Genomic DNA, 20,857 nt, shown 5'->3' with positions numbered 1-20,857 from the left:
GGAGGGATCTCCGTACGGCCCGTCCGTCGTGTGCTGGGCATACGGCGTGCGGGAGGCCGGTGCCGAAGCCGCCCCGCCGGTGCGCGGTGTCCTGTCCCGGAACTGCCGAACTCTTGAACTACTGAATCCGTGAATTGCAAAATTATGCAATTCAATACATGCTGTGGTGGCTGTGTCCGTAGGTAGCCGCGGGCACAGCACCAGTCGATGCCCCGGGGCGACCGGGGCGATGAGGAGCGCTGGAGACCGTGCCGGTTCCGCTGTACCAGGCCAAGGCCGAGTTCTTCCGGATGCTCGGGCACCCGGTACGTATCCGGGTGCTGGAGCTCCTCCAGGACGGACCGATGCCGGTACGGGACCTGCTCGCCGAGATCGGGATCGAGCCTGCCGCACTGTCCCAGCAACTGGCGGTCCTGCGCCGCTCGGGAATCGTGACCGCGACCCGCGAGGGCTCGACGGTGGTGTACGAACTGGCCGGCGGCGACGTCGCCGAACTGATGCGCGCGGCACGGCGCATCCTGACGCAGATGCTGGCCGGCCAGCACGAACTGCTGGCCGAGCTGCGGGAAGCCGAGGTCACGGCCCGGTGAGCACTCTCCTGGCGAAGGGCGGTGCCCGGCTGCGGCCGCTGCTGCCTTCGCGTGCCGATCTGGCGGCGATGGGCCGTGATCCGCGCCGGGACCTGCTGGCCGGGCTGACGGTGGCCGTCGTGGCGCTGCCGCTCGCGCTGGGTTTCGGGGTCTCCTCCGGCCTGGGCGCCGAGGCCGGGCTGGCCACCGCCGTGGTCGCGGGTGCGGTGGCCGCCGTATTCGGCGGCTCCGGCCTCCAGGTGTCCGGGCCGACCGGGGCGATGACGGTGGTGCTGGTGCCGATCGTCGCCCGGTACGGCACCGGTGGTGTGCTGATGGTCGGGCTGATCGCCGGGCTGATGCTGCTCGGCCTCGCCGTCGCGCGGGCCGGGCGGTACATGGCGTACATTCCCGCCTCGGTGGTGGAGGGCTTCACCCTGGGCATCGCGTGTGTGATCGGCCTCCAGCAGGTCCCGAACGCGCTCGGGGTGACCGGGCCGGAGGGCGACAAGGTCCTCGTGGTGACCTGGCACGCCGTCGAGGCGTTCGTGAGGTCCCCGGATCCGACCGCCCCGGCGCTGGCCGCCGGGGTGGTCGTGGTGATGCTGGCGGGGGCCCGCCTGCGGCCGGGCATCCCGTTCTCGATCGTCGCGGTGATCGCCGCGACCCTCGTGACGCAGCTCCTCCATCTGGACGCCGCCCCGATCGGGGAGCTCCCGGCGGGGCTGCCCTCCCCGTCGCTCGGCTTCGTCGATCCGTCCGCGCTGGGCTCGCTGCTGGCCCCGGCGGTCGCGGTCGCCGCCCTGGCGGCGCTGGAGTCCCTGCTGTCCGCGCAGGTCGCCGACGGCATGACGGTCGGCCGGAGGCACGACCCCGACAGGGAACTGTTCGGGCAGGGACTGGCGAACATCGCCGCCCCGTTGTTCGGCGGGGTGCCCGCGACCGGGGCGATCGCCCGCACCGCGGTCAACGTCCGCACCGGCGCCTCCTCCCGGCTGGCCGCGCTCTTCCACTCCGCCGTGCTCGCGGCCATCGTGTTCGCCGCCGCCCCGCTGGTCTCCAGGATCCCGCTGGCCGCGCTGGCCGGGGTGCTGATCGCGACCGCGATCCGCATGGTCGAGGTCGGCTCGCTGCGGGCCATGGCGAAGGCCACCCGCGCGGACGCGACCGTCCTGGTGCTGACCGCGGTGGCGACCCTGGCCCTGGACCTCGTGTACGCGGTCGTCATCGGCCTGGTCGTCGCCGGGGCGCTGGCGCTGCGGGCGGTGGCCCGCCAGGCACGGATGGACCGGGTGGACTTCCGGCCCGACCTGCCCGGCGACCACAGCGAGGAGGAACACGCGCTGCTGGCCGAGCACATCGTCGCGTACCGCATCGACGGGCCGCTGTTCTTCGCCGGTGCCCACCGCTTCCTCCTCGAACTGTCCGAGATCTCCGACGTCCGCGTGGTGATCCTGCGGATGTCGCGGGTCACCACCCTGGACGCCACCGGCGCGCTCGTGCTCAAGGACGCCGTGGAGCGGCTCGACCGGCGCGGCATCGCCGTACTCACATCCGGCATCCGCCCCGGTCAGCGCCAGGCACTGGACTCCGTCGGCGCTCTGGAGCTGCTGCGGGCGGAGGGCCGGGAGTACGCCACCACGCCGGAGGCGATCGCCGGAGCCCGCGGCCACCTGCAGCGGGCCGGGCTGCTGCCCGCCGCGCCCGAGCGGAACGCTCCGGCCACCGACCGGACCGGCCCCGTCACCCACGAAACCCTCGTCGACATCCACCCGGAGGCGAAGTGAGCACCGGGCTCGAAGCCCTCCCGTACCGGCATGTGCTGACCGTGCCCGCCATGGGGACGGCCGTCCGCATCGCCCGCGAGACCACCGAGCAGGTCCTGGCGGAGTGGGGGGTCGGCCGCCGCCACCCCTGCGTGGATCCGGTACTGCTGATGGTCGCGGAGCTGGTCACCAACAGCGTCCGGCACGCCGCGGAACTCTCCCCGAGCCTCACGGTCGTCTTCGCGGGCGGCCCGGACACCTTCGCGTTCGCCGTCCACGACCGTCACCCCCACCAACCCGCCCTGCACACCGCGTTCACCGGATCCGGCTCCGGAGGGCTGGCGACCGTCGTCGAGCTCACCCTCCAGCTCGGCGGCAGCGCCGTCGTCCGCCCGGACGCGGACGGGCACGGCAAGAGCATCTGGATCACCCTGCCCCTGTAGCGGCTCGCCCACGACGGCGGCGCGGCAACCCGACAGCCCGAACAACCCGAACAACCCGAACAGCAAGGAAAGACCGATGAGCGACATCGTGGTGAAGGACAGCAACGGCACCGCCCTGGAGGACGGTGACTCCGTCACGCTGACCAAGGACCTGAAGGTCAAGGGGACGTCCGAGACCCTCAAGCGCGGCACCCTGGTGAAGAACATCCGGCTCACCGGCCGGGCCGACGAGGTCGAGTGCAACACCAAGAAGGTCAAGGGGCTGGTCCTGAAGACCCAGTTCCTGAAGAAGGCCTGACCAGGCGCGGTGCCCGCCGTGCGGTCATCGGCCCCGTTCCCGGCTCCGGGGACGGGGCCGCGCACGTCGCGGATCGTGCCGCCGGCGTCAGGTCACGGCCTGGTCCGGGCATCGGCAGTGTGCAGCTCGGCCAGCAGGCCCTGCTGGCCGGCCAGCATCTGCGTCAGGATGCGCCGTGCCGCGCGCATCAGTTCGGCGACGTCGCCGCCGGCCAGTTCGTACACCACCGTCGAGCCCTCGCGGGTCGCGGTCACGATTCCCGAGCGGCGCAGGACCGCCAGTTGCTGGGACAGCGCGGCAGGCTCGATCCCGATCTCGGCGAGCAGGTCCCGTACCGGCATCGGACCGTCCTGGAGGAGCTCCAGCACCCGGATACGTACCGGGTGCCCGAGCATCCGGAAGAACTCGGCCTTGGCCTGGTACAGCGGAACCGCGGGCTTCACCGCTCGCTCACTCCTTCTCCGGTCGGCGTGCTGATGCTGTGGCGGACACGTCCATTCTCGCTCGCGTACCGGCGGTGCCGAAGCACGAGCCGTTCACCGCGGTCACGGCTCGCGTCCGCCGCCGGTCGGGGCCGTGGCCGGCCCCGACCGCACACCGCCGCGCGCGGCGGCCCCGGTGCGGTCTCAGGTGCCGTCGGCCCCCTGGTGCCGGTAGCTCACGCTGTGCCCCAAGTTGCGTACGAGGACGAAGAGGCCTCCCGTGCCGTCGAAGGCGGCCGCCGGGAAGCCGGCCTCCCGGCTGCGGTGCCGGTTGCCGGAGTTCGGGCTGCCCAGGGAGTGCCACGGGGTGGGCGGGTGCCCGGTGCGGTACTGGGTGGCCCGCACCACCGCGACGTCGTCGCCGCCGTCCTTGAGCGGGATCCTGCGGAGTGCGAACAGGTGCGGGAAGCCGTGCATGTCCCGGACCACCCGGAGGCCGGGCATCAGCCGCGGGCCGGGGAGGAGCTCCGGACCCTGCCAGGCCGTGCCGCCCGGTTCGCGCTGCGTCCAGCGCACGACGCCCGCGGCGGAGGGCAGGAAGGCGGACAGCCTGCCGTCGAACCCTCGGTCGGCCAGTGCGCCGGGTGCGGGTGGCGCGGCTGCGAAGCGGCGCCGGACCGTTCGTCCGCGCCGGCCCGGTGGCAGTCGACGAAGACCGGGGTGCCCGATTCCAGCTGGTGTTCGCGGGCCGCGGTGAGCGCGGCGGCGGCGTTCTCGGCCGACTCGTCGTGGACGGGGAGTTCGCGCTCCTCGTCGTACGACACGTGCGCCGGATCGGGGTCCGCCAGGCGTACCCGCTGCGGCTTCAGCGTGCGCAGCTCCCGGAGCAGCGCGGCGTGGCGACGGTCCGGGGTGCGCCGGTGACCCGGCAGCCGCGCCGTTCCGCGTCGGTGAGCGCGCGGTCCAGAGCCGCCCGTCCTTGCCGTCCTCCTCGACGCAGAGAGCGCTCAGCTCCGCGCCGGGCCCCTCCGCCGCGACGAGTGCCGCCGCCTCGCGATGGCGTGCGGCGACGATCGTCACCGCCGGGCCGGACCCGGGGTGTTCACACCCGGCTCCAGTCGCCGAGGGTCAGCCCCTGGCCGTCCTCCTGGCGTGCGACGACCAGCACGCCGTCGGCGCCGAGGGCCGCGAGGACCGTCCTCCCGTGGCCGTCGGCGGCCAGTGCCGGGTCTCCGGCGCAGCTCCTTCCCGTGCCGGTCCACCAGAAGCCGGCCTGCTCGCCCTCGGTCGCACAGACCCCGAGGTGGACCGTCCCGTCGGCCCCGCGGACCGCGAGCACCGTGCAGTCGAAGCCGTCGACCGTCGTCCGGACGGCGGCGATGCGGCCGTCACCGGGGTTGCCCCCCAGCGGTACGGGCCGGCCGCCCTCCCGGACCGCGACCACACCGGTCCCCCACGCATCGGTGAGGTAGTACGTCAGCCGGCCGGGCGCGGTCTCCAGCGCGGTCACCGATCCGGGCAGCGGGGGCACGGGCACGTCGTGTCCGCGCTCCAGGACGCCGTCCGGCTCCGGCTGCCGGAGCCGCAGCGCGGCGGTGCGGGTGGGAACGAGGACCTCCACCAGGCCCGAGGAGGTCGCCGCGGGGACCGGCCCGTCGGTGCCGCCGGAGACCTGGAGCTGCGTCCAGGCCTCCCACCGGCCACGCTTGTCCTCACGGCGCAGGGCGACGCCGCCCGCTCCGGTGGGCACACAGACGTGCAGCGCTCCGTCGCGGGCGACGGCGGCGGCCGGGGCACCGGTCCCGACCGCCTGGTCGATCTCCTTGAACGGGTTGCCCAGCGAGCGCCACTGCGTCATCGGGCGGCCCGTCTGGTACTGCGTGGCGTACATGACGTCCACGTTCGTCCGGCCGTCGGCGCGCGGCCGGACCCGGCGCCCCAGCAGATGCGCGTAACGATTCTGCCCCTGCACCACGGTGAGCCGGTCGATGTCCTTCGCGGGCAGGACGTCCGGGCCCGTCCACCGCGGGCCGCCGGGAGCGGACTCGGTCCAGCGCAGCACGGCGCCCTCGACGTGGACGTACGCGGTCAGCCTGCCGTCGTGTCCGATCAGCAGCCAGGGGCCGCCGAGGGCTCGGTCCAGCCGCGCGGAAGCCTCCGCCACGGGCTCGTCGCGCTGCGTCGCTCCACGCGGGGAGGTGTTGCGCATCGCTGTTCGTCACCCACCCTGTGAGCAGGCCCGTGCAGGTCACAGGCGCTGGATCGAGACATCATAAACAAGCCATGGCATGCTCAGGCCGAGCCGGCGGCACCGGCCGGGCGGCGCGCCTCGGGGTGCCCGAGGCACCAGCCCTCCCACGCGGAGGCGACCATCTCGCGGACGTCGTGCCGGGCGGACCAGCCCAGCTCGGCACGGATCCGGTCGGCCGAGGCGACCACCCTGGCCGGGTCTCCCGCCCTGCGCGGCGCCGGGACCGGGGCCGCGTCGGCCCCGTACCCCGTCACCTCACCGATCAGTTCGATCATCTCGCGCACCGAGACGCCCTCGCCCCGGCCGATGTTGACGGTCAGGTCGGTGCCCGGCTCCCGGCCGAGGAGGGCTCGCGCCGCGGCGAGGTGCGCGGAGGCGATGTCGTCGACGTGGATGAAGTCGCGTACGCAGGTGCCGTCCGCGGTGTCGTAGTCGTCGCCGAAGACCACCGGGGCCGCCCCCTGCGTCAGCCTCTCGAAGACCATGGGCACCAGATTGTGGACGCCCGTGTCGGCGAGGGCGGGGGTGGCCGCCCCGGCCACGTTGAAGTACCGCATCGAGGCGGTTGCGATGCCGTGCGCCTTCCCGGCGGCACGCACCATCCACTCGCCCGTCAGCTTGGTCTCGCCGTACGGGTTGATCGGGGCGCACGGGGTCGACTCCGTGACGAGCGGCACGTCGGGCATGCCGTAGACGGCCGCCGACGACGAGAAGAGGAACGCCCGCACCGCGTTTCCCGCGGCGGCCTCCAACAGGGTCCGCAGGCCCTGCACGTTCTCCCGGTAGTAGAACAGCGGGCGCTCGACGGACTCCGCCACCTGCTTCTTCGCGGCGAGGTGGACCACCCCGCGCACCGGGAACTCGGCGAAGGCGTGCCGCAGGCAGTCCGCGTCGAGCGTCGAGCCCTGGATGAGCGGGACGTCCGCGGGCAGACGCGAGCGGTCGCCCGTGGAGAGGTCGTCGTACACGGCGACCGATTCGCCGGCCTCGCGCATGGCGCGGACGACGTGCGCTCCGATGAAGCCCGCCCCACCCGTGATCAACCAAGTCATGAACGAATAGTAGTTCGGGCAGCACAGATCATGATTCCGGGGGCCAAAACACCCATTCGAGCGATCCTCCGTTCTATAGTGCACGCTCAGCCATGCACACACGGACCGGCCGCACCTCCCACCCGAGTCCCACGCACTCCACGGTCCGTCTCGAACCACGAGATTTGAGGACTCGACCACGATGAGCCACGACGGCATGTCACGGGGCACCCGTGAGGGGCGTCCGGCCTCCCACGGTGGCGGACGGAAGCAGCGCGGCGGCCCTCGCAAGCGTCGCCGCGGCCTCAGGATCACCCTCGGCGTCCTGCTCGTCCTGCTGCTCGCCGCCGGCGGCACCGTCTACTGGCTCTACAGCCGCCTCGACGGGAACATCCAGGGCGTGGACATCGACAAGGCTCTCGGTGAGGACCGTCCCGAGAAGCTGCCGACCAGCGGTCAGAACCTGCTGGTGCTCGGGTCCGACTCGCGGGCCGGAGCCGAGAACAAGGAGCTGGGCGGCGGCGGTGACGTCAGCGGCGCCCGGTCCGACACCGCGATGGTGGTGCACATTCCCGAGGGCCGTTCCAGGGCGGTCGCCGTCTCCATACCCCGCGACACCCTGGTCACCCGGCCCGAGTGCACGAAGGCGGACGGCTCGACGGTGCCGTCGGCGAACCGCGTGATGTTCAACTCCGTCTACTCGCAGGTCGGCCCGGCCTGTGTGGTCAAGACCGTCGAGAAGATGTCGAAGGTCCGGATCGACCACTACCTGGAGATCAACTTCGCCGGGTTCAAGGACCTGGTGGACGCCATCGGGGGCGTCACCGTCGATGTCCCGCAGGACATCCACGACAAGTCCTCCGGCCTCGACCTCACCAAGGGCCCGCACAAGCTCGACGGCACCGAATCCCTCGCCTACGTCCGTACGCGCCACGGCATCGGGGACGGCAGCGACCTCGGTCGGATCGGGCTCCAGCAGCAGTTCCTGCTCGCCCTGCTGAGCGAGGTCAAGTCGCAGGACCTGCTGGGCAGTCCGACCAAGTCGTACCGGATCGCCGGCTCGGCGACCAGGTCGCTGACCACCGACGCGGGGCTCGCCTCGCTCAAGTCCCTCGCGGAGTTCGGGCGTTCGATCAACGGCGTGGACCCGGGCAACATGGAAACGATCATGCTCCCGGTGGCGTACGACAAGCAGGACCGCAACCGGGTGGTGGCGGCCGAGCCGCAGGCCGGCGAGCTCTGGAAGGCGATCCGCGAGGACGGCACGATCCCGGAGTCAGCGAAGAAGTCCCCCGCCACCGGCGGCTGACGACCCGGCACCCCGTCGCGCACCGACCCGGCTACGACCGGCGGCCGACGGGGTCGTTGATCCGGCTGTGCCCGCGTCCGTAGACGAAGTAGATGACCACGCCGATGGCCATCCAGATGCCGAACCGCAGCCAGGTCTCCGCGGGCAGATTGAGCATCAGCCACACCGACGCGGCCACCGAGAGGACGGGGATCAGCGGTACCCACGGGGTACGGAAGGCCCGGTGGAGGTCGGGGCGGGTGCGGCGCAGCACCATCACGCCCAGGGCCACGACGACGAACGCGAAGAGCGTGCCGATGTTCACCAGCGTCGCCAGCTCGTTGATGCTGGTGAATCCCGCGACGATCGCGATGATCACGCCGAGCAGGATGGTCGGGCGGTACGGGGTGCCGAACTTCGGGTGGGTCTTGGAGAAGAACCTCGGGAGCAGCCCGTCGCGGCTCATCGCGAAGAAGACCCGGGTCTGTCCCAGCAGCAGGATCAGACAGACCGTGGTGAGACCGATCGCCGCACCGAAGCTGATCAGCCCCGCGTAGACCGGATGGCCGACGGCCTTGAAGGCGTCCGCCAGCGGGGCCTCCACCGACAGTTCGGTGTAGTGCTCCATGCCCGTGACCACCAGCGATACGGCGACGTAGAGCACGGTGCAGATGAAGAGCGAGGCCAGGATGCCGCGTGGCATGTCACGTTGCGGAAGCTTGGTCTCCTCGGCGGCGGTGGCCACCACGTCGAAACCGATGAAGGCGAAGAAGACGACGGAGGCGGCGGTGAAGACGCCCATGACGCCGAAGTTGGTGGGGGCGTAACCGAACATCAGCTGGACCAGCGGTGCGGTCAGCCCGGAACCCGAGGTCTGCGGCTGTGCCTCGGGGATGAACGGCGAGTAGTTGGCGGCCTTCACGAAGAACAGCCCCGCGATGATCACGATCAGGACCACCGCGATCTTGATGGCGACGACGACGGTGGTGACCCGGGCGGACAGCTTCATGCCGAGCACCAGCACCACGGTCAGGACCAGCACCAGGGCGAAGGCCAGGATGTCGAAGCCGAATCCTTTTGCCACGTCCGTTCCGGAGAGCACGTCCGGCATGCTCCAGCCGAAGTTGTCCATCAGTGAGCGGACGTAGCCGGACCAGCCGACCGCCACCACTGCCGTGCCCAGCGCGAATTCCAGCACCAGGTCCCAGCCGATGATCCAGGCGACCAGTTCGCCGAGCGAGGCGTAGGAGAACGTGTAGGCGGAGCCGGCGACCGGGACGGTGGAGGCGAACTCGGCGTAGCACAGTGCCGCCAGCGCGCAGACGACACCGGCGACGACGAAGGCCAGTGCGGTGGCGGGGCCCGCCGTCTCCTTGGCCACCTTGCCGGTGAGGACGAAGATGCCGGTGCCGATGATGACGCCCACTCCGAAGACCGTGAGGTCCAGGGCGGAGAGGGACTTGCGCAGCGCGTGCTCCGGCTCCTCGGTGTCGCGGATGGACTGCTCGACCGTCTTGGTCCGGAACAGTCCGTCGCTGCTGGGTGGTGTGTCCTGCTGGGCAGTCACCGGCGTACCTCCACGCACTCGTCGTGTACGCCATGATTGGGACCGCACCGGCGGCACACCGTTGCGCACCGGGCGATTTCACGCGAATGGGCCGGTCGGACCACCCGTACAGGGTGACCCGACCGGCCCATCGGTCGTACCGGTGTCAGTCGCGGGCGGGCTCGATCACGGAGCGGCTGTCGGCGTCGCTCTCGAAGCGGCCGTCCAGCTTGGCGACCAGGCCGGTGACCTGGCGGGCGATGTCCGGCGCGGTCAGCCCGATCTCGGCCATGACCTCCTTGCGGGAGGCGTGGTCGAGGAAGCGGGGCGGGATGCCGAAGTCGCGCAGCGGTACGTCGACCCCGGCGTCGCGCAGGGCCTGTGCCACGGCGGAGCCGACGCCGCCTGCCCGGCTGTTGTCCTCGACGGTGACGACGACCCGGTGCTGCTCGGCGAGCGGGGCCATGGCCTCGTCGACGGGCTTGACCCAGCGGGGGTCGACGACGGTCGTCGAGATGCCCTGGGCCTCCAGCAGCTCGGCGATCTCCAGGCACATCGGGGCGAGCGCGCCGACGGAGACCAGCAGTACGTCCGGACGGGTGGTGCCGGGCTCGCGCAGCACGTCCATGCCGCCGACCCTGCCGACGGCCTTGACCGCCGGGCCGACCGCGCCCTTGGAGAAGCGGACCACGGTCGGTGCGTCGTCGACCTCGACGGCCTCGCGGAGCTGGGCGCGTACCTGGTCGGCGTCGCGCGGGGCGGCGATCCGCAGGGTGGGCACGCACTGCAGGATCGACATGTCCCACATGCCGTTGTGCGAGGCGCCGTCGGTACCGGTGACTCCGGCCCGGTCCAGGACGAAGGTCACACCGCACTTGTGCAGCGCGACGTCCATCAGGACCTGGTCGAAGGCGCGGTTGAGGAAGGTGGCGTACACCGCGAAGACGGGGTGCAGTCCGCCGGTGGCGAGGCCGGCCGCGGAGACCGCGCCGTGCTGCTCGGCGATGCCGACGTCGTAGATCCGGTCCGGGAAGGCCTTCTCGAACTTGGTCAGGCCGACCGGCTGGAGCATGGCCGCGGTGATCGCGACGATGTCCTCGCGCTCCTTGCCGAGCTTGACCATCTCCTCGCCGAAGACGGAGGTCCAGTCGAGGCCGGAGGTGGCGACCGGGAGGCCGGTGTCGGGGTGGATCTTGCCGACGGCGTGGAAGCGGTCCGCCTCGTCGAGCAGGGCGGGGGTGTAGCCGCGGCCCTTCTCGGTGAGGCAGTGCACGATGACGGGTCCGCCGAAGCGCTTGGCGCGCTGGAGCGCGGACTCCAGGGCCTCGATGTCGTGGCCGTCGATCGGGCCGACGTACTTCAGGCCGAGGTCCTCGAACATGCCCTGCGGGGCGATGAAGTCCTTCAGCCCCTTCTTGGCGCCGTGCAGCGTCTCGTACAGCGGCTTCCCGACGACGGGGGTGCGCTCCAGGAGGTCCTTGCCGCGGGCCAGGAAACGCTCGTAGCCGTCGGTGGTGCGCAGCGTCGCGAGGTGGTTGGCGAGACCGCCGATGGTCGGCGCGTAGGAGCGCTCGTTGTCGTTGACGACGATGACGAGCGGGCGGTCCTTGGCGGCGGCGATGTTGTTCAGCGCCTCCCAGGCCATGCCGCCGGTGAGGGCGCCGTCACCGATGACCGCGACGACGTGGTCGTCCTTCTTGAGGACCTCGTTGGCCTTGGCGAGGCCGTCGGCCCAGCCGAGGACCGTGGAGGCGTGCGAGTTCTCGATGACGTCGTGCTCGGACTCGGCACGGGAGGGGTAGCCGGAGAGGCCGCCCCTGCTCTTGAGCTTCGAGAAGTCCTGCCGGCCGGTGAGGAGCTTGTGCACATAGCTCTGGTGGCCGGTGTCGAACAGCACCTTGTCCTTCGGCGACTCGAAGACCCGGTGCAGGGCGATGGTCAGCTCGACCACACCCAGGTTGGGGCCGAGGTGGCCGCCGGTCTTCGATACGGCGTCGACCAGGAAGGTCCGGATCTCTTCGGCGAGCTGGTCCAGCTGCTCGGGAGTGAGCCGGTCCAGGTCACGCGGTCCACCGATGCGGGTCAGCAGAGCCACCCGTGCCTCCTTGCGTATTGAGCTGGTCGAGCATGCCGATCCGATGAGTCTAATGTTCCGTCCGCCGTCACGGGCATCGGGCAGGGACAGTACGGGGAGAGTGCTGTCACACTCCGCGCCCCGCACCGGACTGTGCCCGGCACCCCTCGGGGGGTGCCGGGCACAGTCCGGTGCGGATGTGATGTCCGGGTCTCGCGCGGGGCCTGCTACGCGCGGCCTGCGGTCTTCTGTGTGCGGCGGGAGACCGAGTCGATGACCACGGCGGCCAGCAGCACCGCTCCGGTGATCATGTACTGGATGGCGTTGGCCATCCCGATCATGTTCAGGCCCTGCTGGATCGACTGGATCACGATCATGCCGAGCAGCGCCGACCAGACCTTGCCCCGGCCGCCGAAGAGGCTGGTGCCGCCGATGACGGCGGCCGCGATGACCAGCATCAGGGTGTTGCCGCCGCCGACGCTCTTGGTGGCACCGCCGGAGAGGCTGGCGATGAACAGGCCACCGAAGGCGCCCAGCATTCCGGAGAGCGCGAAGACGATGATCCGGATCCGGTCGACGTCGATACCGGCGCGGCGTGCCGCCTCCGGGTTGCCACCGACCGCGAAGACCTGGCGGCCGAAGGTGGTCCGGCGGGCCACGAAGTCGGCGACGATCAGCACGGCGAGGAAGATCACCAGGGCCAGCGGCAGGCCGCGGGCGCCGGAGGGCTCGTTCAGGACGTACGCGACGGCGAAGCAGAGGATCGCGACGATGCCCGTGCGGACCAGGACCTCGGTGGTGGGGCGGGCGGGCAGGCCCGCGGCCCCGCGGCGCCGGCTGTCCATCAGGAGCGAGGCGGCGTAGGCGAGGACGGCGACCAGGGCGACACCGTACGCGACGGCCTTGTCCTCGAAGAAGTAGTTGGTGAGGTTCTCGACGATGCTGCCTGACGGCGTGTTGATCGAGCCCTCACCGCCCATCATCCACTCCTGCAGACCGCTCCAGCCGAGGAAACCGGCCAGGGTGACGACGAAGGCCGGCACGCCGATCTTGGCGAAGAAGAAGCCGTGCAGTGCGCCGAGCACCATGCCGGAGAGCACCGCGACGAGCACCGCCGTCCAGTCGCTCCAGCCGTGGTTGACGCTGAGCACGGCCCAGACGGCCGCACCGACACCGGCGACCGAGCCGACGGACAGGTCGATCTCGCCGAGCAGCAGCACGAAGACGATGCCGACCGCCATGATGCCGAGGCCGGAGCTGTAGACGGCGACGTTGGCGATGGAGCTGGCGGAGAGGAAGTTGCTGTTCTGGAACTGGAAGACGACCGCGATGACGATCAGGCCGACCAGGACCGGCAGCGAGCCGAGCTCGCCGCCGCGCACCTTGCGGGTGAACTCGGACCAGTAGCCCTTGAAGCCCTCCTCGCGGACGAGCAGGCGCGGGTCGACCGCGGGGGCGGGGGCCGCCGACGGTTCGGCCTGCGGTGCCGCCGCGTCGGACTTCTCGGTGGCGGGCTTCTCGGTGGAGGTCCCGGGGGTCTTGGCGAGGTCGCTCACTTCGCGTCCTCCTTCGTGGCTGTGCGTGCCTGGCGGCGCGTGACGGCATTGTCGGTGGCACCGGTGATCGCGGAGATGATCTCCTCGTGGGACGTGGTCGCCACGTCGAAGACCCCGTTGTTGCGGCCCAGCCGCAGCACCGCCACCTTGTCGGCGACGGCGCGCACATCGGCCATGTTGTGGCTGATGAGGATGACGCCGTGGCCGCGCTCGCGCAGCCGCTCGACGAGGTCGAGGACCTGGGCGGTCTGCTCGACGCCGAGGGCGGCGGTCGGCTCGTCGAGGATGACGACCTTGGGGTCGCCGATCAGGGCGCGGGCGATGGCCACGACCTGGCGCTGACCGCCGGAGAGCGAGGCGACCGGGATGCGGACGCTGGGGATCCGGATGGACAGCGTGTCGAGCAGTTCCTTGGCGCGCTTCTCCATCCCGATCTCGTCGAGGACGGAGGCCTTGCGCAGTTCGCTGCCGAGGAAGAGGTTGGCGACCACATCGAGGTTGTCGCAGAGCGCCAAGTCCTGGTAGACGGTGGCGACTCCGAGCTCCTGGGCGTCGTTCGGCCGGTTGATGCGGACCGGTGCGCCCTCCCACTCGATGGTGCCTTCGTCGATCGGGTGGACACCCGAAATGGTCTTGACGAGGGTCGACTTGCCGGCGCCGTTGTCGCCGACCAGGGCGACCACTTCACCGGAGCGAATCTCCAGGTCCACATCGGTGAGCGCCTGGACGGCGCCGAACCGCTTGGAGATTCCGCGCAACGCCAGCACGGGCGTAGCGGACACGTGAATCATCTCCTTCGCCGCCTGACCGGCGGGGATGGTGCTGCTGAGCACAGGGGCGGTGCCGGTCGCCGGACCACCGGGGTGGCCGGGAGGTCTCCGGGGGGCTGTCCCGGTGAGCGCCGTCGCCGGGGGACGACCGCGCGCAGAGGACCGGAGCCGGCGAAAAGTCCGGGACCGGTGATCGGTCCGGAACCGGCATGGGGCCGGGACCACCGGGAGTCCCGGGGCCTGTGAGCGGCCCGGGACGGCAGGAGGTCCGCGATCGGGGAGAAGTCCGGCTCCCGCCCCTGCTTGCGGGGCATTGGACGGGGCGGGTGCCGGACCGGAACGGGGGTGACGCCTGCCGGCGGTGGCTTACTTGATGCCGGCGGCGTCACAGGCCGCCTTGTACTGGGCGGTGCAGATCTCCTCGACCTTGTAGACCTTGTCGGCGACGATCGTGGAGGCGATGTTCTCCTTGGTCACGACCGAGGCGTCGTACAGCTTCGACGGGGTGCCCTTGAACTCGCCCGAGAGGCTGTCGACCTTGACCGGGGCCAGGTCGTCGATCTTCTTGCCCTGGAGCAGCCGGACGGCGATCTCGGCGGTGGTCTCGGCCTCCGGCTTGATCTGCTTGTAGATCGAGAAGGCCTGCTCGCCCGCGAGGATGCGCTGCAGACCGGCGAGCTCGGAGTCCTGACCGCCGACCGGGATCTTCACGCCCTGCTTCTTCAGGGCCGTGATGATGCCGCCGGCCATGCCGTCGTTGGCGGAGTAGACGCCCTGGAAGCCGTTCTTGCCCAGGGAGTCGATGGCCGCTCCCATCTTCTTGTTGGCCTCGTCCGCCGACCAGTCCGGGATGTCCTGCTCGTAGACGACCTTCTTGACCTGCTTGTCGAGGACGCTGTGCGCGCCCTTCTTGAAGAAGGGGGCGTTCGGGTCGGTCGGCGAGCCGTTGATCATGACAACGTTGCTGTCCTTGGCCTTGGCGCCCATCGCCTTGACCAGTGCCTCGCCCTGGAGCTGGCCGATCTTCTCGTTGTCGTACGACACATAGGCGGAGATCGGACCCTCGGCGAGACGGTCGTACGCGACGACCTTGACGTCCTTCTTCGCGGCCTGCTGGACCCAGGACTTCGCGGCCTTGTAGTCGACGGTGTCCAGGATGATGACCTTCACACCCTGCGTGACGAGCGCGTCGAACTGCTTCTTCTGGGTCTCGCTGTCCTGCGCGGCGTTGTTGTACTTGACCTTGCAGTCGGAGCACAGCGCCTCGATCTTCGCCTCCATGATGGGGCGGTCGAACGTCTCGTATCGCGTGGTCTTGTTCTCCGGCAGGAGCAGGCCGATGGTCTTGCCGTCGCCGCCGCTGCCGGAGTCCTTGTCGTCACCGGCCTTGCCACACGCCGCGAGGGAGACGGCCATCGAGACTGCGGCCGTGCCTATGACGATGCGTCGCGTCGTTGCGTTCATTACGGGTTGCCTCCCTGACGAGGCCGCAACGTTGCGGCCGAGGTGGCTGGCAGTCAACTCGGCTGCAACGTCAGCGTCAAGGAGTAAATCCTTAACGAGATGACAACGGTGCCATTCGTTATCTAAGTGAAGGCAGGAGTGGCTTTCGGCAGGGTGCTCTCCAAAAGGGTCGAATCACCCATCTCACTGAGCACCAGGGCCAGTGCGCCCAGCACTTCGGCCCGGCCGCCCAGTGCCCCGGGCAGCACCGAGAGCTGCCGGGCGGCGCTCGGAATGGCGTAGCGGGAGACCGAGTCGCGGATCGGCCCGAGCACCAACTCGCCCGCCTCGGCGAGTGATCCGCCGAGGACCACCCGGCTGGGGTTGAGCAGATTGCAGAGGTTGGCCACTCCGCTGCCGATGTGCCGCCCGACGTCGCCGATCACCCGGCGGCAGCCCGGATCGCCCTCGCGGGCCAGCTGGACCACGCGTTCCATGGTGAGGTCGGGGCCGTGGCTGGGCTGGAGCAGCGGCAGGACGTACCGGGCGGCCGTGAAGGTCTCCAGGCAGCCGCGGTTGCCGCAGCGGCAGACCGGGCCCGACTCGTCGAGCGTGATGTGCCCGATCTCGCCGGCCGTGCCGCCCGGACCCCGGTAGATGCGCCCGTCGATCACCAGACCGGCGCCGACCCCGCTGGCCACCTTGATGTACGCGAGGTCCTTGACGCCCCGGCCGCTCCCCCACACCAGCTCGCCGAGCGCCCCGAGGTTGGCGTCGTTGTCGACGTACACCGGCACACCGAGCCGGCCCGCCAGCTCCTTGCTGGGGTTGATCCCCGTCCAGCCCGGCAGGATCGACGTGGAGCCCAGCGTGCCGGACTCCACGTCGATCGGGCCGGGTACACCGAGGCCCACCCCGATCACCTTGTCCGCACTGATCCCGGTGGTCTCGATCAGCCGCCTGACCAGCTGCTCCGCCCGCCCGAACCCCTGTGCGGACGAGGCGTCGACGTCCAGCGGCTCGGCTTCCTCGGCCAGCACCTGGTGGGCCAGGTTGCCGACCGCCACCCGAAGGTGCGTATGGCCGAAGTCGACGCCGATCACGATGCCCGCGTCACCGCTGAGCGAGACGCTGCGGGCCCGGCGGCCGCCCGCCGAGGTGGGGGTGACCTCGACCGTGCCTCCATCCTTCAGTTCACGAACGATGTTGGAGACGGTGGCCGCTGACAGGCCGGTGCTCCGTGCGATCTCCGCCTGGGTGAGCGAACCGGCCATGCGTACCGCACGCACGACCCGCTCAAGGTTGGCGCGATGCAGAGATGTCTGCGACCCCGGAGTCTCCATCGACTCTCTCACTCCTACCGTTTTCTCTAACATGTGAACTCTAAGCTGAGCGTTTTGCGGCACCCCCCGTCAAGACCTTGAGCAAGCGAAGCCTCGGATGAGCACCGCGGGACGGCCCCGCGGACGCGCGAACCGCCCGCCGGCGCGTGGCCGACGGGCGGTTCGTCTGTACGGGGGTGGGGTGGTGCCGGGCGGCTACTTCACCGCGCCCGCGGTGAGGCCGGCGACGACCTGGCGCTGGAAGATGATGTAGGCCGCGAGGACCGGCAGCATCGCCATCACCAGACCGGCGAACAGGCCGGACCAGTCGCCCTTGTACCCCTGGCTGGTGGCCAGTTCGACCAGCCCCTGGGAGAGCACCCGGTATTTCGGTTCGGTGTTGAGCACCGTCGGCAGCATGTACTGGTTCCACTGACCGAGGAAGTTGAAGATACCGACGCTGATCAGGCCGGGCTTCGCCATCGGCAGCATCACCTGGAAGAACGTCCGGGTGTGCGAGGCACCGTCGAGCATCGCGGCTTCCGCCACCGAGCTCGGCAGGGTCCGGAAGAACGAGGTGAGGAAGAAGACGGTGAACGGCAGCGAGTACGCGATGTAGACCATGATCAGTCCGTGCCGCGTGTTCAGCAGGGCCATGTTGTTCATGACGAAGAACAGCGGGACCAGCGCCAGGATGATCGGGAAGCTCATCCCGCCGATGAACAGGAAGTAGATGAAGCGGTTGCCGGGGAAGTCGAACCGCGCCAGTACGTACGCCGCCATCGAACCGAGCAGCAGGGTGCCGACGAGCGAACAGCCCACCACCACGATGGTGTTGAAGAAGTAGTCGCTCATGTGCGCCTGGCTCCAGGCGCGCGACCAGTTCTCGAAGTGCAGCTTGTCGGGCAGCGCCCACGGCGTCGACAGGATCGAGTCGTCCGTCTTGAACGACGCCATCACCGCCCAGAGCAGCGGCAGGACGACCAGGATCGCCCAGATGATCAGCACACCGTGCGAGAAGACGTTGAGGACCTGGCCCTCGCTGCTCTTCTCCTTGGCCGCGGGTGCGGGCTCCTTGGCCACCGGAGCCGGGTCCGCGGCCGGGGCCGCGGGGGGAGTGTCAGTCGTCTTCACGTGTACTCACCTCGTACTGTCGAGCCGGACACGGAGGCCGACCTGTGGTGCCTGCTGGGGGTCCGGGAACCGTCTCCCGGGAATCGCAGCATCAGAACTCCAGCCGATCACGCCGGCCCAGTCGCATCACGATGGCGGCGAAGGCCAGGGTGACGATGAGCAGTCCGACACCGATCGTCGTCGCGTAGCCGGCCTGCCCGTCACGGAAGGCCGTCTGGTACACGTACAGCGGCAGGACGGTGGTCGAGTAGTCGGGGCCACCAGGGCCCACGGTCATGACCTGCACGGCGGTGAACGCCTCGACGCCGAGGGCCAGAATTCCCATGTAGACCCAGCCCGACTGCACCGTGTCCCAGAGCAGCGGAAGGGTGATCTTGAAGAACGTGGTGAAGCGGCTGGCGCCGTCGAGCAGTGCCGCCTCGTAGAAGTCCTTCGGGATGGACGCCATTCCGGCCGAGAACAGGACGACGAAGAATCCGACCGTCGACCAGACCAGCACCGTCATGACACAGATCAGCGCGAGGTTCGGGTCGCCCAGCCAGTCCGGCTGGATGGAATCCAGGCCGATTCCCTTCAGTGTCGAATTCAGCATCCCGCTGGTGGGGTTGAACGCGAACTGGAAGAGCAGGGCCACGATGACGATCGAGAGCACCTGCGGGAAGAAATAGGCGATCTTGTAGAAACTTGAGCCGCGCACGCCGGAGACCGTGGCGTTCTTGCGCCGCCGGCCCCCGACATTGAGCATGAAGGCGAAGAAGAGCGCCAGACCCAGCGTCACCAGCGGCAGCAGCAGCACGAGCAACACGCTGTGCTGCAACGACTTCCAGAAGATGTCGTCCTTCAGCATCCTCGTGTAGTTGTCGAACCCGACCATCTTGAAGTCCGGGCTCAGGCCGGTCCAGTCCGTGAACGAGTAGTAGATGGACTGGATGAACGGCCAGATGACGAAGACCGCGTACAACGCGAGTGGGAGTACCAAGAATCCCACGATGAAACGGTACTTGCCGTGCTGCATCGTTTACCGACCCCGATCTTTCTGCGGGTGCCGCCGCTGGTGACGGTTGCTCACTGGTGCTTGTAGTGCTTGATGGACTGGTCCTTGGCCGCCGCGTCGGCGAAGGCCTGGATCTTCTTGATGGCTTCCGCCGGGGTCGCGCGGCCGGCCATCATCTCGCCGATGCCGGCGACACCGATCTGCTCCTTCTGGAGCTTCACGTACCAGTCCTGCATGCGCGGGTTCACCACGTTGTCGCCGGCCTTCTTCAGCGCGTCGACCCCGGCCTGCATGGCGGTCGACAGGGTCAGACCGTCGGTGCCGCCGTTGAACGCGCTGAGCGACTTGACCTGCTTGGTGAAGTTCTTCGAGGACTCCTCGGAGAGCATGATGCGCAGCTGCTCCATGCCGCCCTGCGGGTTCTTCGCGTTGGCCGGGACGATGAAGGGCTCGCCGCCGGAGGCCCAGATGGTGCCGAACGGCAGCTTGTCGGACGAGTCCAGGCTGGACGGCGCCGAGACCATCATCTTGAAGTCCTTGGGCGTGGTCGGCGCGGCCTCGTTCTCCACCCACGAACCGTTCGGGAGGAAGAGCGCCTTGCCCTTGGTCCACTCGGTCTGCGACTGGATGTGGGTCAGACCGGGGGTGCCCTTGAGGATGTACCCCTTCTTGTACAGCTCGTAGTACGCCTCGAACGCCGCCTTGACCGCGGGGTCCTTCCAGGCGTTCGGCTCCAGGTTGTCGATCTTGTCGAGAACCTCCCGGCCACCGATCTTGGCGATGAACGGGGAGAGCGAGAACGGCAGGTAGTACGGGTACTTACCGGCGTACGTCCAGCCCGCGATGCCCTGCTTCTTCGCCTTCGCGCAGAGGGCGAGCATGGCGTCCCAGTCCTCGGGGTACTCCGCGTCGAGCTTCTCCAGCGCGGTCTGCGAGTACCAGACGCCGTACACGGTGTACGCGTAGTACATGATCCAGACCGGGTCGCCGTCGAACTGCCCCATCTCCAGGACACCGGGGCGCAGCGTGTCGCGGACCTTCTTGCTCGGGTCGTCGATGGACGGGGCGTCCATCAGCGGCGTCAGGTCGAGCAGCTGCTTCTTGCTGGCCAGGACACCCATGTCCATCTGCTCGGCGCCGGAGTTGTCGATCAGGTCCGGCGGGGTGCCGCCGTTGAAGCGGGGCTGCAGCTGCGACTGGATCTTCTGGGTCGCGACGTGCTTGATCTTGGGGGCCTTCGGGAACGCCGCGTTGTACTTCTTCTCCGCGTCGATCGCGTACTGCTGGCCGAAGCCGCCGTCGAAGATGACCACCTCGAGCGGGGCCGTCTCGTTCACGCCGAGCGGGTTGGTCTTGGTGACCTTGCCCTTGTCGACCTTCTTGTCGCTGCTGCTGTCGCCGCTGGCGCACGCCGACAGGAAGCCCATCGCCGGAACGCTGATCAGGCCGAGTGCGGCCGATCGCTTGATCACATCGCGACGGCCAAGGCCCTCATTCTTGTGGGCGGAGGTGGATCCCATGCTCAAGTCCTCGCCTTCTCCAGGACTCAGGCGGTGTGTACCGGTCGCCCGTAGATATTCGCCTCAGGCGAAGGGCCCCGCCACCGCGGTCAGTTGCGCTTGGGTGGTGCTGATTTCAGGCTAGCCATGTGCAGTGGGGGGATCGGGGAGACCGGGCATCGGACGCACCCGTCGTGCTGTCCTCGGCCCTTCCCCCGTGTCCCCCTTGTCCGCGTCACCGGAAAAGCTGTGCGGACGCCGACAGGTATAGTCCACTTCCGGTCGACTGAGCAAGATCGAATGCGAGTTTGAGCAGCAGTCTTTCCCGAGTTGAGACCTCGCGGATACATGGCCCCCGCACGCTCTTGGTCCGGGTGTAACGATTTCCGCATTCCGGTCGATTCGGCTTGCGCTTCCCACCCAACACCCTTGACACGTCCCGGCACTTGGC

General features: G+C 69.5%; 18 protein-coding genes. 5 read left to right on the top strand and 13 right to left on the bottom strand.

What is annotated here, in order from left to right; all coding sequences use genetic code 11:
* Nucleotides 1-248 precede the first annotated feature (248 nt).
* The 4 genes from ACGF8B_RS08255 (at nucleotide 249) to ACGF8B_RS08240 (ending at nucleotide 3,076) form a co-directional block, all read left to right on the top strand.
* Nucleotides 249-590, top strand: a complete 342-nt coding sequence (locus ACGF8B_RS08255; RefSeq protein WP_392735888.1) for an ArsR/SmtB family transcription factor — start codon at nucleotides 249-251, stop codon at nucleotides 588-590.
* Nucleotides 591-658: 68 nt separating this feature from the next.
* Nucleotides 659-2,356 carry a SulP family inorganic anion transporter gene (locus ACGF8B_RS08250; protein WP_392736468.1) on the top strand — a complete coding sequence of 566 codons (1,698 nt, stop codon included), beginning with the start codon at nucleotides 659-661 and terminating at the stop codon, nucleotides 2,354-2,356.
* Nucleotides 2,353-2,778: an ATP-binding protein gene (locus ACGF8B_RS08245; RefSeq protein ID WP_392735887.1), complete on the top strand. Its 426-nt coding sequence runs from the start codon at nucleotides 2,353-2,355 to the stop codon at nucleotides 2,776-2,778. Before ACGF8B_RS08250 ends, ACGF8B_RS08245 begins: the two co-directional genes overlap by 4 nt.
* Before the next feature lie 76 nt (nucleotides 2,779-2,854).
* Nucleotides 2,855-3,076, top strand: coding sequence for an alkylphosphonate utilization protein (locus ACGF8B_RS08240; RefSeq protein ID WP_124721159.1), 222 nt, complete (start codon nucleotides 2,855-2,857; stop codon nucleotides 3,074-3,076).
* 92 nt (nucleotides 3,077-3,168) lie between these two features.
* On the opposite strand, the gene ACGF8B_RS08235 is transcribed toward ACGF8B_RS08240, so the two are convergent.
* From ACGF8B_RS08235 to galE, 4 genes are all read right to left on the bottom strand, one after another.
* A complete protein-coding gene (locus tag ACGF8B_RS08235) occupies nucleotides 3,169-3,519 on the bottom strand; it encodes an ArsR/SmtB family transcription factor (RefSeq protein WP_392735885.1) in 351 nt (116 codons plus the stop codon).
* A gap of 183 nt (nucleotides 3,520-3,702) precedes the next feature.
* Nucleotides 3,703-4,074: a hypothetical protein gene (locus ACGF8B_RS08230; protein WP_392735883.1), complete on the bottom strand. Its 372-nt coding sequence runs from the start codon at nucleotides 4,072-4,074 to the stop codon at nucleotides 3,703-3,705.
* A 526-nt stretch (nucleotides 4,075-4,600) separates the two neighbouring features.
* Nucleotides 4,601-5,707, bottom strand: coding sequence for a hypothetical protein (locus tag ACGF8B_RS08225; RefSeq protein ID WP_392735881.1), 1,107 nt, complete (start codon nucleotides 5,705-5,707; stop codon nucleotides 4,601-4,603).
* Nucleotides 5,708-5,790: 83 nt separating this feature from the next.
* The gene (galE, locus tag ACGF8B_RS08220; RefSeq protein WP_392735879.1) at nucleotides 5,791-6,801 is read right to left on the bottom strand and encodes a UDP-glucose 4-epimerase GalE; all 1,011 of its coding nucleotides are present in this window, start codon (nucleotides 6,799-6,801) and stop codon (nucleotides 5,791-5,793) included.
* Nucleotides 6,802-6,982: 181 nt separating this feature from the next.
* Here galE and ACGF8B_RS08215 point away from each other — a divergent pair, with 181 nt between their 5' ends.
* Nucleotides 6,983-8,089 (top strand): LCP family protein, encoded by a 1,107-nt coding sequence (locus ACGF8B_RS08215; RefSeq protein ID WP_392735877.1) that lies wholly within the window; start codon nucleotides 6,983-6,985, stop codon nucleotides 8,087-8,089.
* Between the two features lie 31 nt (nucleotides 8,090-8,120).
* Here the strand turns inward: ACGF8B_RS08215 and ACGF8B_RS08210 are convergent, their stop codons facing one another.
* The 9 genes from ACGF8B_RS08210 to ngcE all read right to left on the bottom strand — a co-directional run bounded on the left by ACGF8B_RS08210 (nucleotide 8,121) and on the right by ngcE (nucleotide 20,427).
* Nucleotides 8,121-9,635 (bottom strand): amino acid permease, encoded by a 1,515-nt coding sequence (locus tag ACGF8B_RS08210; protein ID WP_392735875.1) that lies wholly within the window; start codon nucleotides 9,633-9,635, stop codon nucleotides 8,121-8,123.
* Between the two features lie 145 nt (nucleotides 9,636-9,780).
* Nucleotides 9,781-11,709, bottom strand: a complete 1,929-nt coding sequence (dxs, locus tag ACGF8B_RS08205; RefSeq protein ID WP_392735874.1) for a 1-deoxy-D-xylulose-5-phosphate synthase — start codon at nucleotides 11,707-11,709, stop codon at nucleotides 9,781-9,783.
* A gap of 206 nt (nucleotides 11,710-11,915) precedes the next feature.
* Nucleotides 11,916-13,244 carry a sugar ABC transporter permease gene (locus ACGF8B_RS08200; RefSeq protein WP_392735872.1) on the bottom strand — a complete coding sequence of 443 codons (1,329 nt, stop codon included), beginning with the start codon at nucleotides 13,242-13,244 and terminating at the stop codon, nucleotides 11,916-11,918.
* On the bottom strand, nucleotides 13,241-14,035 hold the full coding sequence (locus tag ACGF8B_RS08195; protein ID WP_124721550.1) for an ATP-binding cassette domain-containing protein: 795 nt from the start codon (nucleotides 14,033-14,035) through the stop codon (nucleotides 13,241-13,243). The genes ACGF8B_RS08200 and ACGF8B_RS08195 overlap by 4 nt, the downstream gene beginning before the upstream one ends.
* Nucleotides 14,036-14,380: 345 nt before the next feature.
* The gene (locus tag ACGF8B_RS08190) at nucleotides 14,381-15,478 is read right to left on the bottom strand and encodes a substrate-binding domain-containing protein (protein WP_392735869.1); all 1,098 of its coding nucleotides are present in this window, start codon (nucleotides 15,476-15,478) and stop codon (nucleotides 14,381-14,383) included.
* A gap of 122 nt (nucleotides 15,479-15,600) precedes the next feature.
* Nucleotides 15,601-16,800 (bottom strand): ROK family transcriptional regulator, encoded by a 1,200-nt coding sequence (locus ACGF8B_RS08185; protein ID WP_342279351.1) that lies wholly within the window; start codon nucleotides 16,798-16,800, stop codon nucleotides 15,601-15,603.
* A gap of 195 nt (nucleotides 16,801-16,995) precedes the next feature.
* Nucleotides 16,996-17,913 (bottom strand): carbohydrate ABC transporter permease, encoded by a 918-nt coding sequence (locus tag ACGF8B_RS08180; RefSeq protein WP_392735867.1) that lies wholly within the window; start codon nucleotides 17,911-17,913, stop codon nucleotides 16,996-16,998.
* Between the two features lie 91 nt (nucleotides 17,914-18,004).
* The gene (locus ACGF8B_RS08175) at nucleotides 18,005-18,928 is read right to left on the bottom strand and encodes a carbohydrate ABC transporter permease (protein WP_392735865.1); all 924 of its coding nucleotides are present in this window, start codon (nucleotides 18,926-18,928) and stop codon (nucleotides 18,005-18,007) included.
* Between the two features lie 50 nt (nucleotides 18,929-18,978).
* Nucleotides 18,979-20,427 carry an N-acetylglucosamine/diacetylchitobiose ABC transporter substrate-binding protein gene (gene ngcE / locus ACGF8B_RS08170; RefSeq protein WP_392735863.1) on the bottom strand — a complete coding sequence of 483 codons (1,449 nt, stop codon included), beginning with the start codon at nucleotides 20,425-20,427 and terminating at the stop codon, nucleotides 18,979-18,981.
* Between the last annotated feature and the right edge of the window lie 430 nt (nucleotides 20,428-20,857).

The sequence above is a fragment of the Streptomyces sp. NPDC047917 genome (assembly GCF_043204345.1).
Lineage (GTDB): Bacteria > Actinomycetota > Actinomycetes > Streptomycetales > Streptomycetaceae > Streptomyces > Streptomyces sanglieri.
The sequence above is the reverse complement of the archived record's forward strand: the minus strand, read 5'-3'. Positions and strand labels throughout refer to the sequence as shown.

Bases quoted from the DNA above. Each gene is read 5' to 3' on its own strand.
- ACGF8B_RS08250 (WP_392736468.1), top strand. From the start codon at position 659: ATGGGCCGTGATCCGCGCCGGGACCTGCTGGCCGGGCTGACGGTGGCC.
- ACGF8B_RS08240 (WP_124721159.1), top strand. From the start codon at position 2,855: ATGAGCGACATCGTGGTGAAGGACAGCAACGGCACCGCCCTGGAGGAC.
- ACGF8B_RS08225 (WP_392735881.1), bottom strand. From the start codon at position 5,707: ATGCGCAACACCTCCCCGCGTGGAGCGACGCAGCGCGACGAGCCCGTG.
- galE (WP_392735879.1), bottom strand. From the start codon at position 6,801: ATGACTTGGTTGATCACGGGTGGGGCGGGCTTCATCGGAGCGCACGTC.
- ACGF8B_RS08215 (WP_392735877.1), top strand. From the start codon at position 6,983: ATGAGCCACGACGGCATGTCACGGGGCACCCGTGAGGGGCGTCCGGCC.
- ACGF8B_RS08195 (WP_124721550.1), bottom strand. From the start codon at position 14,035: ATGATTCACGTGTCCGCTACGCCCGTGCTGGCGTTGCGCGGAATCTCC.
- ACGF8B_RS08190 (WP_392735869.1), bottom strand. From the start codon at position 15,478: ATGAACGCAACGACGCGACGCATCGTCATAGGCACGGCCGCAGTCTCG.
- ACGF8B_RS08185 (WP_342279351.1), bottom strand. From the start codon at position 16,800: ATGGAGACTCCGGGGTCGCAGACATCTCTGCATCGCGCCAACCTTGAG.
- ACGF8B_RS08175 (WP_392735865.1), bottom strand. From the start codon at position 18,928: ATGCAGCACGGCAAGTACCGTTTCATCGTGGGATTCTTGGTACTCCCA.
- ngcE (WP_392735863.1), bottom strand. From the start codon at position 20,427: ATGGGATCCACCTCCGCCCACAAGAATGAGGGCCTTGGCCGTCGCGAT.